The following is a 13,528-nucleotide window of genomic DNA, read 5'->3' on the forward strand; positions in this document are numbered from 1 at the left end:
TCGGTGAAGTCTATTTTTATCTATATTTTCCAATTCAACGCAAGCTTAAAGGCCCATCTATATACCAAATGGTGATGCAAGTATGGTCTTGTGTGAATTTTATAGATAATTTATCGAATTTTTTGCAGGTGTCTTGCCAGTGCGGCTTGTGCCGCTACAGTTTCGCCTTGTTTAACGAGCTGAAAGATCAAGTGATGGTCGCGATCAACTGTTTGTTTCCAACTGTCTTTCCAATTGACGTTAAAGTGACGCGCACTGATAAGCTGAAGATGCTCGATGGTTTCAAGCAGACGCGGCATAGCGCAGGCTGCAACCAAGCCATAGTGAAAAGCGCGGTTCCAACGATCCTGCTCCATGGCCGAAGTGGCCCGATCGCAAGCGAGCATGGCTTGCTCGATACCTTTTAGATGCGATGCCTTCATTTTTGCCATGGCATGCTTTAGCGCCATGGTTTCCAGCGCTGTGCGCATCTCCACCACGTCCCCCAGCTCCTGTGGGTCTAGCGGCGCAATACGCACCCCGCGCCGTGGCTCTGATGTTGCCAGTCCTGTGGCAACAAGGCGGAGCAACGCTTCGCGAACCGGCACATGGCTGGTAGCAAAACGGGCTGCGATGTGATCCTGACGCAGCTTTTCGCCGGGCGCCAGAGTGCCACGAATGATCTCTTCGCGCAGGGCTGCAAAGATCTGATTGGAATGGGTTGGGTTTACTTGCTCGGCCATGGTCTATGGATAATCGCAGGCAATGGGCAGAGCAAGACTTGCAATGTTTAGACCGGCACCCCTAAGGGGGTTTCCTGAGGAAATCTACGTTAGCTTATCTGCAAGAGGCGAGTGGTGGCGCTTAATGCGTTGCCTTGGATATCCAAAAATTCAAGAAAAAGTTGCGCGTTTCCAACTTCGCCCTTGATTTGGAAAAAAAGTTTCGCGGCCACGAAAACGCATAGGTTAATGGCGCAGTAACTATTGCCCTAGGGTTTTCGCGGGGCATTGCTTAACACGGGTTAACTTACTCACCAGAATTCGCAAAAGTGAATAAATCATTGATTCTCAAAGATTTAAAGCCGCTGAAGATTAACCTCTGATTTACCATATGGGGGCAAAAGTACACTCGTAATTTGCGTGAGGTAATGCGTCGCAATGAGAGTACTGCGTAAAGGGGTGTCCACCGAGGCACCCCAATTCTCCAAAGAGTCCGAGTGGCTGGATTCCATCATCAAAGGCGACTGTGTGGAAACACTCAACCGCCTGCCTGACAACAGTGTTGATGTGGTGTTCGCCGATCCGCCCTACAATTTGCAATTGGGGGGGAATTTGCATCGTCCTGACCATTCCAAAGTGGATGCCTGCGACGATCACTGGGACCAGTTTGACAGTTTCCAAGCCTATGACGAGTTTACCCGCGCTTGGCTGAGCGCTGTTCGCCGGGTACTGAAACCAAATGGCTCGTTTTGGGTAATTGGCTCTTACCACAACATTTTTCGCGTTGGTGCGCTGATGCAGGATCTTGGATTCTGGATCAACAATGACGTGATCTGGTTGAAGTCTAACCCCATGCCGAATTTTCGGGGCAAACGCTTCACCAATGCGCATGAAACAATGATTTGGGCCAGCCTTTCTCAAAAGGCGAAGCCAACCTTTAACTATGACGCGATGAAGACGTTTAACGACGACTTACAGATGCGCTCTGATTGGGTGTTGCCGCTGTGCACGGGCTCTGAACGTCTGAAAGACGACAAGGGCGATAAAGTGCACCCGACACAAAAGCCGGAGAGCCTGCTTTATCGTGTGCTTATGGCTACTTCTAACCCGGGCGATGTGGTGCTTGACCCCTTCTTTGGCACCGGGACAACCGGCGCTGTGGCGAAGAAGCTGGGGCGTCATTTTGTTGGTATTGAACGGGAAGATGCCTATATTGAGGCCGCCACTAAACGTATTGACGCTGTAACACCGGCCAATGACGACGAGTTACAGATGATTAAAGGCAAGCGGGCGCAGCCACGGGTCCCCTTTGGCAACCTTCTGGAAACTGGTTTGCTAAAACCGGGAACGGTGCTTACTGACGCGCGCGGACGCTTTAAAGCGAAAGTGCGGGCTGACGGCTCGTTGATTTGCGGCGAGCATGCTGGCTCCATTCACAAAGTCGGTGCGCTGGTGCAAGGGCAGCAGGCCTGCAATGGCTGGACCTTCTGGCATGTTCAACGCGGCAGCGATCTTGAGCCAGTGGATGCGCTGCGATCCATCATTCGCTCCAATATGCCAAGCACACAATAATTAACTGCGAGCCGAAAGGTTCATCTTCCAAACTGACCTGACCAACTGCCCCCTTAGCGCAAGCTAAGGGGGCTTTTTCTTATACAAATAAGTAAACTATAGCTTTGCCGGGAAACTATACTTATAATTAATCATCATTATTTGCCACACGCCTATATATGAATACACAAATCAAGTTATAATATTTCATAGGACAAATATTAGTTTTAATAGTTACAAACTGTCATCGTGATTACACAGTCCTCTATTAGGTGAAATAGCTATTAAACAAGTCGATTTTTTCTATCGACTCCCAGCAAAACCTCAGGATAGCTAGGTATTTTTATGTCTGATAAATCACTTATTGACCTGTCATGGGACGAGTTTGACGAGCACCGTGACCCACGCCCTTCTGAAAACCAGTTTGACCAAGTTGTCGAGCGGGCAATTTCCCGCCGGGATTTCTTGGGCGGCGCGCTTGCATTTGGTTCGGGCGCTGCGGTATTTGGCGCTGGTTTGTTTTCTTCCACATCCATGTCACATGCAGGCGGCTCGGGCGCATTCGCTTTTGAACCGATCAGCATTGCGACTGACAACGCGATCCACGTACCTGAAGGATACGAGAGCAAGGTGCTGGTGCGTTGGGGTGATGCGCTGTGGTCGCAGGCAAACGGTGCCTATTCAGCGGAAAACGGCGTTTCACTTGAATTCTCCGACAAGGTCTTTGGCGAAAACACCGACGGCATGGAGCTGTTTAGCGTTGATGGCAAAGAGATCATCACCGTCAACTCCGAATATGTGAACCCGAAGATCAACCTGCCTGCTGAAGCGGAAGGTACGCCGCGCAATGCAGAGGAAGTGCAACTGCTAAAGAACCTGCAGGGCGTGACCGTGATGGAAGTGGCCAACTCCGGCGAAGGCTACGCTGTTGTGGTTGATAGCCCTTACAACCGCCGCATTACGCACGAGACCGAAATGGTGCTCGCCGGCCCGTTGGCAGGGCATCCGCTGGTACAGACCAAAGCGGACCCGGCAGGCAAAACGGTCAAGGGCACGATGAACAACTGCGGTTCGGGCAAGACCCTGTGGAACACTTATCTAACTTGCGAAGAAAACTTCAACGGCTATTTTGGTGCCAGTGGGGATATGCCGGAAGGCGAAGGTTACAAGCGCTATGGCATTAAAGGCGAGAGCCGTTATGCCTATGAAAAGTTTGATGAACGCTACGATATCTCGAAGGAGCCAAACGAACCGCATCGCCACGGGTTTATTACCGAGATTAACCCGCTGGATCCGAACAGCACGCCGGTGAAACGCACAGCTCTTGGCCGTTTCAAGCATGAAAATGCTGAGATGGTGCATGCGGCGGATGGCCGTGTTGTGGTGTATTTGGGCGATGACGAGCGCGGCGAATACCTCTATCGCTACGTTTCAAATGACACCTGGGCGCCGGGGCAATCTCCTGAAGGGCTTTTGGATAATGGCCAGCTCTATGTGGCCAAGTTTAACGACGACCAGAGCGGCGAGTGGCTGGCTCTCACACCAGAGACCACCGGCATGGATGCCGCCTCTATTTTGTGCTTCACCCGTATGGCGGCCTCAAGCGTTGGTGCCACCACCATGGATCGCCCTGAATGGGTCGCGACCAACCCGCTCAAAGCCGAGGCATACTGCGCGCTGACCAACAACAAAAACCGCGGTAAAAAGCCGAATGCTGGTGGCGATGATACTGCCGTGAATGGTCCGAACCCGCGCAATACCAACAATTATGGGCAGATTGTGCGCTGGCGCCCAGCTGACGAAAATCACGCAGCGGACAGCTTCACTTGGGATCTGTACGTGATGGCAGGTAATCCGAGCGTTCATAGTGATGCTTATGCTGGGTCGAGCAACATCAACGAAGGCAACATGTTTAATTCGCCGGATGGCATGGCGTTTTCTTCCGATGGCAAGTTGTGGATCCAAACGGATGGCAAGGACAATAATGAAGGCGATTATGCGGGCATGGGTAACAACCAGATGCTGGTTGGTGACCCGGAAAGCGGCGAAATTGTCCGCTTTATGACCGTGCCAAAAGGGGCAGAAGTAACCGGCCTTTGCTGGTCTGCTGATAAGAAAGTCGCTTTTGTTGGCGTTCAGCACCCGGGCGGCTCATGGCCTGACGGTGCTGGCAAGCCGCGCTCTTCGGTTGTGGCTGTTTGGCGCCGCGACGGCGAAACCATCGGCTAGAGGCCAGTGATGTAATTGCAAACAAAGCTCTCCCCTACCATTCAGCAGGGGAGAGCTATTTAGTTTCGCGGAGGCTCTGCCCTCCCTTGTGCTATACGAAAGCGACCAGCGCTCGGCGGCGCTTGCCGACCGAAAGGGTGAGTTGGTTGCCCACTTGGATATCGCCCTCCGAGATAAAGCGATTTTCCTGCATCTCGATACGATTGTTAAGGCGAACGGCGCCAGATGTCACCAATCGGCGGGCCTCGGAATTTGACGTGGCGAAGCCGGTTTTAACCAAAAGCTCCAGCAAACCCAGCCGCTTAGCAAGATCGCCAAGCGCGAGGTAATGGGTTGGCTTGGTTTCATCGATGTTGTTACCATTGAACAGCGCATCGGCCTGCTCCACCGCTGAAGCTGCGGCGCGCGCACCATGCACAATGATGGTTACGGATGTGGCCAGCACGCGTTTGGCTTCGTTCAGCTCTTCGCCTTGCAGCTGAGCGAGGCGGTTGATCTCGCTCATTGGCAATTCGGTAAAGAGTTTGAGGTAGCGAATGACATCGCCGTCTGCGGTGTTACGCCAAAACTGCCAGAAATTGAAGGCGGAGAGACGCTCGGCGTTTAGCCAGACGGCCCCTTCATTGGTTTTACCCATTTTGCTGCCAGAGGCGGTGGTAAGCAGCGGCAATGTCAGGCCAAACAACTGGCGGCCTGCACGGCGGCCAAGATCCACACCATTAACAATGTTGCCCCATTGATCGGAGCCGCCCACTTGCAGGCAGCAGTCGTGCCGTTTGGCCAGTTCTACAAAGTCAACGGCTTGCAACATCATGTAGCAGAACTCGAGGACAGAAAGTGGCTGATGCGCCTCCAGCCGCGCGCGTACACTATCAAAGGTAAGCATGCGGTTCACTGTGAAGTGTGCGCCGAAATCCTGTAGGAATTCGAGGAAGCGGAAGTCTGTGAGCCATTCGGCATTGTCGACGATCTGTGCCCCTTTAGGGCCTGTATCGAATAGACGCTCAACTGTTGCTCTTATCGCCTCTATGTTGGTGGCGATTTGGTCTTGATCGAGCATGGGACGGCTTTCACTGCGAAAGCTTGGATCTCCAATGCGGGTGGTGCCGCCACCCATGAGCAAGATCGGAGTGTTGCCGGTTTTTTGCAGCCAGCGCATGGCCATCATTGGCAAGAGGTGCCCAACATGCAGGCTGTCACTTGTGGCATCAAAGCCTGCGTAGGCGGTGACCGGCCCGGCGCTTAGCTTGGCGTCGAGGGCTTCTAGGTCGGTGCATTGATGCAGAAACCCGCGCTCGATTAGAATGGAGAGTGCTTCGGATTTTGGTTTGAAGCTGCGGGTGGTATCAACGATTGGCATATTCATGTTTCAGGGCTCCTTGGCGCTGCGTAGGAGCCTTAGAAACACTTAAGCCGCCTACGCGGCGGCTTGATGTTCTCGTTTGTTTGCTAAGCAATATCGTGAACGCGGCCGCCTATATGTTGGCTGCGTAATAAAAGTCCATCGCAAGTGGGCGGGACAGAATCTGGTTATTGCTCGTGCTCATGGCCGCAGTATATGGCGGTTTGGGCGGTCACTGTCAACACTCGATCTTGGCAGGACTTGCTAGATGGCCAATGGTTTTGCACAGCATTTCAGCACATCATTGCCAGTACCAGCTTCGGCGCTTCGCTTTGGCAGACACCCACTCTCAATAAGCAGGGCTTTTGCGTAAGTGCCACCTTGTTAGTGTAACAGCTCATGTAATTTACCTCTGGCTTTCCATAGGTAGGGCTATTCTAGGATTCGAGGCAGCGGCGATGATTATCATGCGAATGCGCGGCGGACTGGGAAACCAGCTGTTTCAATATGCTTTGGGTCGCAAACTGGCGCTACGCCACAATTGTCCGTTGCGATTAGATGGCGCGAGTTACACGACAACCTATGATCGTGAATTGCTTCTGCGTGATTTTGCCATTAAGGCACAGCTGGCCTCTCACGAGGAGATCTACCAAGTGCTGAGACCTGCGCGACAATTTGATAGGAAGGTGCGACAGTTGCGCCGGTTTTGGCCACCCTATCGGCGCCGGGTAACGGCGGAAAAGTACTGGCATCGCTCCCCTGAGAAAGTGGATGTACACTTACCGGGATATGTCGATGGTTTTTTCCAGCAATATTGCCATGCCAGTGAGGTTCGCAAAGCCCTGCAGGAGGAAATATGCCTCACAAAGCCACTGCACCCGGCTCGACAGCATCTACTTAGCCAGATTAAACAGGGATCCAGTGTTGTCCTGCATGTGCGGAGGGGGGATTATCTCAGTCCTGAAGTGATGCGAAAGTTTGGTAGCTGCTCGCTCGGGTATTACCGGGCCGCGATCAACCGGATGCAACAGAATGGACCTGATCTGCGTTTTTTCCTGTTCTCCGATGATCCGCTGTGGGTGCGGCAAGCATTTAGTGATCTTGCTAACGCCAACGTCGTGCCAATAATAGGTGATGGACGGGATCATGAAGACTTGATGCTGATGGCCGAATGCAAGCATGCTATTATTGCCAATAGCAGCTTCAGCTGGTGGGCGGCATTTCTAAATCAAAATCCAGAAAAACAAATCATCGCACCGGATTGTTGGTTTGCCGATGGCAGCATGGATGAGGATAAATTGTTGCCGCCGGAGTGGCAAAGGCTGCCGCCGCGCTGAGCCGCATTGTGCGGGCTCGCACAGCGCACGGCTGCTTACTAAAGGTGCCTAGATGTGTTCTAGAAGCGTGTCGCAAGCAGCGAGCAGATCTCCTTGGGCCTTATCTGAAAGGGTGAAATGTTGATGGGCTTGGCTGCGCTCGCCTAAAATGGGGGTATATTGATGCTCTTTCACGGTAGCCAGCCACGCAAAGGCGCTTTGCACATAGTCGCCGGGAAAAAGCTCGATGACAGCCCCGCCATTTTGAGTGAACAGCATGTTCGTCAATCCGGCACCATGTGGGGCGACGACCAGCCTCGCCTCATCAAACAGCTTGAGCTGTGCTTTGATGCTGAGTTCGGCTGCGCGAATGATTTCAAACCCGCGGGATTTAAGCTGTGGTAAAAACTCCGCCTCATTCAGCAGGTTACGAATGCGGGCATCTGCGCGGCTAATATACAGCTTGCGCCACGGCTCACTGCAAGGAGAGACCTCAAAGGCGGCCAGTACTGTTTTGCGAAGCAGTTCTGCCTTTTCTTTGGAGGCCGGACGGCGAAATTCGCAAGGATTATCATAATTCAACTGCCAGATATGCACAGCCTCCAAGCGGTTGTTATTGGCCAATTTAAGCAGATTTAGCTTAGGGTAAAACTCGCAAAGATAGGCGAAAAGCCGCTCCTGCATTGGCGATAAGTCCGGCCTGACAACGAGCGTTAGCGGTTCATTTTGCCATGCGAAATCCTGCAGTACCGTGAGCAGGTAAGGCAGATAATCCATGAGGAAGTGGTAGTAGTGCCGATGCCCACTCTGCAATCCCATAAAGTTGAGTGCCCGCCCGTTAAGGCGTCGTGTTTTCAATCGTCGTAGGCGCGCGGTGTTGGCACCAATCTCCCTCGTTTGCCCTTTGGCTGCGAAGGAATAAGCCGCACCCGTGTGCCCATAAATGTAGCCAGCACCCAGATCATAAAGCGTGAAGTTGTCTTTTGCAGAAGGTACAATCTGCCCATAGCGGGCACGTTCCAATTGGCCGTGCGCTTCGAAGAAAACCCTAGTGGATGGCGAGAGTGACAGTTCTTGCGGTTGGTTTTGTTGGTACAGCAGCGTGGCCGCTCGTGACCAAGCGGGGTTGAAAGCAGTGCAGTTCAGCTGACGAGCCAACCACGGCGAGACGATCGGCACGCGCGCCGCCATTGCATGCCTAATTTGGCGGGAGGTTGGAATCCAGCTACGCCAATAAGGTGCTTTTCGCATACGCCTGCCCATGCTTCTTTATCTTGAGCAGCAGGGTTGGCTATTTAGAATAAAATGGCAAACCGGAGAAAATTAGGGAGGCAACAAGGCCCCTACCCCGCACGCCATAAACGCGCGAGGCAGGAATTTACGTTTATGAATTACCCAGCGGTTGGGGCTGTCCATTTCAGCAAGGGTTTACGGGCTGCGGCGGTTTCGTCCAAACGGCGGCGCGGAGCGTGGAATGGTGCGCCCTCAAAGCGGCTGGTGTCCCCTTCCTTAGCTGAGATCACAAGATCACGCAGGGTGGCGACAAACAGATCCAGCGATGCACGGCTTTCTGATTCTGTTGGTTCGATAAGCATGGCCCCATGTACAACCAGCGGGAAGTACATGGTCATGGGGTGATAGCCTTCATCAATCATCGCCTTGGCGAAATCCAGCGTGGTTACACCGGTATCTTTGAGGAAGGTGTCATCAAACAGCACTTCGTGCATGCAAGGCTTTTCACCGTAAGGCAAGCTCATCAGATCTTGCAGGCCAACACGCACGTAGTTGGCATTCAGCACCGCATCTTCTGAAGCCTGTTGCAGACCATCTGAGCCATGGGAAAGCATGTAGGCCAGTGCCCGCACGAACATGCCCATTTGTCCATGGAACGCTGTCATGCGGCCAAAGGGCTGCTCACCCTCTACCAATTGACTGGTGTTCTCCACCAGTTCTAGCCCTTCATCGGTGCGGCGAATGAATGGAAGCGGCGCAAATGGTGCCAAGCGCTGTGACAACACCACCGGACCGGAGCCCGGGCCACCGCCGCCATGGGGCGTGGAGAAGGTTTTGTGCAGGTTGATGTGCATGGCATCAATGCCCAGATCCCCCGGGCGTGCTTTGCCAACGATGGCGTTGAAGTTGGCGCCATCGCAGTAGAAATATGCACCTGCCTCATGGATCAGGTTAGCGATCTCGACCACTTGCGGCTCGAAGAGGCCGCAGGTGTTGGGGTTGGTCAGCATAAGGGCTGCCACTTCACCTTCGTGCTCTTTTAGCTTGTCGGCTACGGCTTGCGGGTCCACGGTGCCATCATCGCGCGCGGGCACGGCAACCACCTTGTAGCCAATGAGGGCGGCGGTGGCTGGGTTGGTGCCATGAGCACTTTCTGGAACCAGCACGATGGAACGTTGTTCACCGCGGGCCAGCAGGGCCTGCTTGATGGCCATCATGCCACACTGCTCGCCATGGGCGCCAGCTTTCGGGCTCATGGCAACGGCGGTGGTGCCTGTGAGCTGCATCAGCCATTCGGCCAGCATGTCGATCAACTCGTACGCGCCGCTGGCGGTGGATACCGGCTGCAGTGGGTGCAGATCGGCAAAACCGGCAAGACGGGCTAGCTTTTCGTTGAGGCGCGGGTTGTGCTTCATAGTGCAGGAACCCAACGGGTATAAACCTGCATCAATGGCGTAATTCATACGCGAAAGACGCACATAATGGCGCATGGTTTCCGGCTCGGTGAAAGCAGGGAGCGCAATTTCGCTTTGGCGGGCATGGTTGCCAAGGCGCGGACTAAACTCTTCCGGCTCGTCCAGATCTACACCACAGATGTTCCAGTGGCCAAGCTCGAACAGGAGCGGCTCTTCCATATCCAGCGCGCGATTGCCGGTGAAGGTTTTACGCTGTTCACCAAGCGCTGCACCGGCTGGAGCCGTTGGGCGGCCTTGCGTGTTCATGCTCATGCCAGCACCTCCTTCAAAGCTGCCGCGTAGGCGTCAATATCGTCTTGTGTGTTGGTTTCAGTTGCAGCAACGGTGATTAACTGCGCCACGTCCGGCTGATCCGGCAACAAACGCGAAACGGGTACACCGCCCAGCACGCCATTGACCGCCAGGGCTTCAATCACATCATTGGCATCTGCGGGCACTTTGATGGTGAACTCGTTAAAGAAGGCTTTGTTCAGTACCTCCACACCCTCAACAGCGCCAAGGGCATCGGCCAGTTTGACTGCATTGTGGTGGTTAATGCGAGCCAGCTTATTGAGGCCCAAACCGCCGAGCATGGTCATATGAATGGAAAATGCCAGCGCACACAGGCCGGAGTTGGTGCAAATGTTAGAGGTGGCTTTATCGCGGCGAATGTGCTGCTCGCGGGTGGATAGGGTGAGCACAAACCCGCGCTTGCCTTCTGCATCCACTGTTTCACCACAGACACGACCGGGCATGTTGCGAACGTATTTCTGCCTTGTCGCGAACAGACCCACGTATGGGCCGCCGAAATTCAGCGCGTTGCCAATAGACTGCCCCTCGCCAACGACGATATCTGCCCCTTGGACGCCGGGACTTTCGATCAGGCCGAGGGAGACAACCTCTGTAAACACAGCAATGAGCAACGCTTTGTGGTCATGGGCTTTTTCTGCGATCGGCTTTAGATCGATCAACTGGCCATAGAAGGAGGGAGATTGTACCACCACACAGGAGGTATCGTCGTCGATCTGCGCCAAAATATCTTCTGTGCCATATGGATCAGCTGGCAGAGCAACAACGGATGCGCCGGGCAGCTGGGCGGAAATGCCCTCGACAACCTCGCGGTATTGCGGATGAAGACCACCAGAGATCACGGCTTTTTTCTTACGGGTCACGCGGTGGGCCATGAGAACGGCTTCGGCAGTGCCGGTGGAGCCGTCATACATGGAGGCGTTGGCCACATCCATGCCGGTCAGCTCCGCTACTTGTGTTTGAAACTCAAACAGCGCTTGCAGTGTGCCTTGTGTGATTTCCGGCTGATAGGGCGTGTAGCTGGTGAGAAACTCGGAGCGCTGGATCAGATGATCCACCGTTGCGGGCACGTGGTGCTTATATGCACCGGCACCAACGAAGAACGGCTGATCGCCAGCGGCGCTGTTTTTTGCGGCCATGCGGGAAAGCAGGCGCTCCACCTCCAGCTCGGTTTTGCGTTTCGGCAGGGATTCCAGTGCTTTAATGCGCTTGTCCTGCGGGATATCGGCAAACAGCTCATCGATACCGTCGATGCCGATACGGGCCATCATGGCCGCGCGATCATTATCTGAGAGCGGAAGATACCGCATACTTGTGTCTCCAAAACTCGTGAGTGGCGGGCGGCGCTTGGCAGCGGCAGCAAGACGCTCGCGTTTCAAGCAAGCGCCTCACCTCGCTGGTAAAACCGGATAGATGAAGCCGGGCAGATAAAACCGGCGTTTCACCTAGAGGCTATCGACGAATGCTTTGTAATCGTCGGCGCTCATCAGCTCTTCCAGCTGAGCGGTGTTGGCAAGCTTCATCTTGAAGAACCACGCGCCAGCTTCCGGCTCTTCGTTTACTTTTGCAGGCTCATCAACCAGCACTTCATTGCCCTCAATAATTTCGCCATCAAGCGGGGCGTAAACTTCGCTGGCCGCCTTTACGGATTCTACAACGGCTGCCTCATCGCCCTTGGCAAGAGTTTTGCCCGTTTCTGGCAGTTCAACGAAGACCACGTCACCGAGCTGGGCCTGTGCGTAATCGGTGATACCGACGGTGGCAGTGTCGCCTTCTACTTGGATCCACTCGTGGTCATTGGTGAAGTAAGTGCTCATGGCTGTTCCCTTAAGTCTCAGGAGTTTATTTGCTTGTTGGTTTGGTTGTTTGCGTGGCGGGCCAAAGCCCAAAGCCTGTTAAGCCTAAGCTGGTTTGCGATAATAGCGCTGCGGCACAAATGGCATGGCCGTGACGGTGGCGGGAAGCGCCTTGCCGCGCACAAGCACTTCCAGCTTGGTGCCATCTTGGGCATGGGCGGCGGGGACATAGCCCATGGCGATTGGTGCGCCCATTGTTGGGGCAAATCCGCCGGATGTGAGTGCGCCGATGACCTTATCTGTGCCCGGCAAGACGATTTCTGCGCCTTCTCGCGCTGGTGCCCGGCCTTCGATTTTCAAGCCAACGCGCAGGATTTTTGGCCCATCGACCAGCTGCTTCTGGATGAGAGCGGCGCCGGGGAAGCCGCCTTGTTCGCGGCGGCGTTTTTGCATGCAGAAAGTAATGTTACCTTCGACCGGCGTGGTTTTACCGGTAATATCGTGGCCATAGAGGCACAGCCCTGCTTCTACGCGCAGGCTATCACGGGCACCAAGGCCGATTGCTTCAACGCGTTCATCGGCAAGCAAAGCCTTGGCGATAGCCTCTGCTGTGCCGGCTTGGCAAGAAATCTCGTAGCCATCTTCGCCGGTGTAACCAGAGCGAGAGACATGCACCTTGATGCCGTCGAATTCCATTTCCTCAGAGGCCATAAATGCCATTTCTGCAGCCTGAGGCGCATGCAGGGCCATAACTTCAGCAGCTTTGGGGCCTTGCAGGGCGAGCAGCGCACGTTCTGGCAGCTCTTCCAGAACAACATTCCCAGGCAGTTTGGCACGCAGGTGTGCGAAATCCTGTTCCTTGCAGGCCGCATTGACAACAATGTATAAGCGGCCATCGTTTTCCTCGCCAGCAGGACGCGTGACCATGAGATCATCAAGAATGCCGCCATCTTCATTAAGCAGCACTGTGTAGCGCTGGCGGCCGGGCTTCAATTCTTTGAAATTGGAAGGAACGAGAGCTTCCAGCGCGGCTGCGGTGGTGGCGTGATCTGGCCCCACCAAAAAAGCTTGCCCCATGTGCGAAACATCAAAGAGGCCCGCCGCTTCACGGGTGTGCTGATGCTCTTTCATGATGCCGAGCTTGTATTGCACCGGCATTGAATACCCGGCGAAGGGTACCATGCGGGCTCCAAGCTCAACATGCAAATCATAAAGCGGGGTAAAGGCGAGAGATGGTGGCGTCTCGGTCATTCCAAGGTCCTCAAGATCAGTTGGCGCGATAGAGCTAAGACAGCCTCCTTTTTGCAAAGGATGCCAGATCTTAACGCGCCCCCTCTGTCCCGAGAACCTGAGAGATTTCCCAGCGTTGCCTAGGCAAGCCGGTTACTCCTTCGGTGAGGAGGACCCTTGCAGGCCTCCTGCTTTCCAGAGTGTTGATCGACGAGCGGTCCTTTTGCCTGAGAGTTTCCGGGGCGGTTGCTCCTTCGGCGATCTCTTGGCCCAGTTTTTTAGAGCCATGGGAGATTCTCTCCCGCTTGTCGTGAACCGGTTGACACCGGCGGCGCCGGCAATCAACAGCTGCCGACCCTATAGCTGG

The 13,528-nt window shown here is 54.3% G+C and carries 10 protein-coding genes and 2 riboswitches; of the genes, 3 read left to right on the plus strand and 7 right to left on the minus strand.

The window, feature by feature from the left end:
* Positions 1-110: 110 nt before the first annotated feature.
* A complete protein-coding gene (locus tag AYK82_RS16275; RefSeq protein ID WP_068318500.1) occupies positions 111-722 on the minus strand; it encodes a GntR family transcriptional regulator in 612 nt (203 codons plus the stop codon).
* A gap of 417 nt (positions 723-1,139) precedes the next feature.
* Between AYK82_RS16275 and AYK82_RS16280 the strand changes: the two genes are divergently transcribed.
* Entirely contained in the window at positions 1,140-2,273 is a 1,134-nt protein-coding gene (locus tag AYK82_RS16280; RefSeq protein WP_068318501.1) for a site-specific DNA-methyltransferase, read from the plus strand.
* A gap of 324 nt (positions 2,274-2,597) precedes the next feature.
* The gene (locus tag AYK82_RS16285) at positions 2,598-4,481 is read left to right on the plus strand and encodes a PhoX family protein (protein WP_068318504.1); all 1,884 of its coding nucleotides are present in this window, start codon (positions 2,598-2,600) and stop codon (positions 4,479-4,481) included.
* Between the two features lie 91 nt (positions 4,482-4,572).
* Here AYK82_RS16285 and tyrS read toward each other — a convergent pair whose 3' ends face one another.
* Positions 4,573-5,847, minus strand: coding sequence for a tyrosine--tRNA ligase (gene tyrS / locus AYK82_RS16290; RefSeq protein WP_068318510.1), 1,275 nt, complete (start codon positions 5,845-5,847; stop codon positions 4,573-4,575).
* 434 nt (positions 5,848-6,281) lie between these two features.
* Here tyrS and AYK82_RS16295 point away from each other — a divergent pair, with 434 nt between their 5' ends.
* The gene (locus AYK82_RS16295; RefSeq protein WP_068318515.1) at positions 6,282-7,160 is read left to right on the plus strand and encodes an alpha-1,2-fucosyltransferase; all 879 of its coding nucleotides are present in this window, start codon (positions 6,282-6,284) and stop codon (positions 7,158-7,160) included.
* 48 nt (positions 7,161-7,208) lie between these two features.
* Here the strand turns inward: AYK82_RS16295 and AYK82_RS16300 are convergent, their stop codons facing one another.
* From AYK82_RS16300 to gcvT, 5 genes are all read right to left on the minus strand, one after another.
* A complete protein-coding gene (locus AYK82_RS16300; protein WP_068318519.1) occupies positions 7,209-8,390 on the minus strand; it encodes a glycosyltransferase family 61 protein in 1,182 nt (393 codons plus the stop codon).
* Between the two features lie 140 nt (positions 8,391-8,530).
* On the minus strand, positions 8,531-10,099 hold the full coding sequence (gene gcvPB, locus AYK82_RS16305; protein ID WP_068318522.1) for an aminomethyl-transferring glycine dehydrogenase subunit GcvPB: 1,569 nt from the start codon (positions 10,097-10,099) through the stop codon (positions 8,531-8,533).
* Positions 10,096-11,445 (minus strand): aminomethyl-transferring glycine dehydrogenase subunit GcvPA, encoded by a 1,350-nt coding sequence (gene gcvPA, locus AYK82_RS16310; RefSeq protein WP_068318525.1) that lies wholly within the window; start codon positions 11,443-11,445, stop codon positions 10,096-10,098. Before gcvPA ends, gcvPB begins: the two co-directional genes overlap by 4 nt.
* Positions 11,446-11,580: 135 nt before the next feature.
* The gene (gene gcvH / locus AYK82_RS16315; protein ID WP_068318535.1) at positions 11,581-11,952 is read right to left on the minus strand and encodes a glycine cleavage system protein GcvH; all 372 of its coding nucleotides are present in this window, start codon (positions 11,950-11,952) and stop codon (positions 11,581-11,583) included.
* Between the two features lie 84 nt (positions 11,953-12,036).
* The gene (gene gcvT / locus AYK82_RS16320) at positions 12,037-13,182 is read right to left on the minus strand and encodes a glycine cleavage system aminomethyltransferase GcvT (protein WP_068318537.1); all 1,146 of its coding nucleotides are present in this window, start codon (positions 13,180-13,182) and stop codon (positions 12,037-12,039) included.
* 74 nt (positions 13,183-13,256) lie between these two features.
* A riboswitch (glycine riboswitch) is annotated at positions 13,257-13,366 on the minus strand.
* Positions 13,367-13,475: riboswitch (glycine riboswitch) on the minus strand. It abuts the riboswitch before it with no gap.
* Positions 13,476-13,528 lie beyond the last annotated feature (53 nt).

The organism is Polycladidibacter hongkongensis, from assembly GCF_001561995.1.
Classification (GTDB): domain Bacteria; phylum Pseudomonadota; class Alphaproteobacteria; order Rhizobiales; family Stappiaceae; genus Pseudovibrio; species Pseudovibrio hongkongensis.

Excerpts from the sequence above, each read along its gene's own strand:
- AYK82_RS16275 (WP_068318500.1), bottom strand. The coding sequence starts at position 722 with ATGGCCGAGCAAGTAAACCCAACCCATTCCAATCAGATCTTTGCAGCC.
- gcvPB (WP_068318522.1), bottom strand. The coding sequence starts at position 10,099 with ATGAGCATGAACACGCAAGGCCGCCCAACGGCTCCAGCCGGTGCAGCG.
- AYK82_RS16295 (WP_068318515.1), top strand. The coding sequence starts at position 6,282 with ATGATTATCATGCGAATGCGCGGCGGACTGGGAAACCAGCTGTTTCAA.
- AYK82_RS16280 (WP_068318501.1), top strand. The coding sequence starts at position 1,140 with ATGAGAGTACTGCGTAAAGGGGTGTCCACCGAGGCACCCCAATTCTCC.
- gcvH (WP_068318535.1), bottom strand. The coding sequence starts at position 11,952 with ATGAGCACTTACTTCACCAATGACCACGAGTGGATCCAAGTAGAAGGC.
- gcvT (WP_068318537.1), bottom strand. The coding sequence starts at position 13,182 with ATGACCGAGACGCCACCATCTCTCGCCTTTACCCCGCTTTATGATTTG.
- gcvPA (WP_068318525.1), bottom strand. The coding sequence starts at position 11,445 with ATGCGGTATCTTCCGCTCTCAGATAATGATCGCGCGGCCATGATGGCC.
- AYK82_RS16300 (WP_068318519.1), bottom strand. The coding sequence starts at position 8,390 with ATGCGAAAAGCACCTTATTGGCGTAGCTGGATTCCAACCTCCCGCCAA.
- AYK82_RS16285 (WP_068318504.1), top strand. The coding sequence starts at position 2,598 with ATGTCTGATAAATCACTTATTGACCTGTCATGGGACGAGTTTGACGAG.
- tyrS (WP_068318510.1), bottom strand. The coding sequence starts at position 5,847 with ATGAATATGCCAATCGTTGATACCACCCGCAGCTTCAAACCAAAATCC.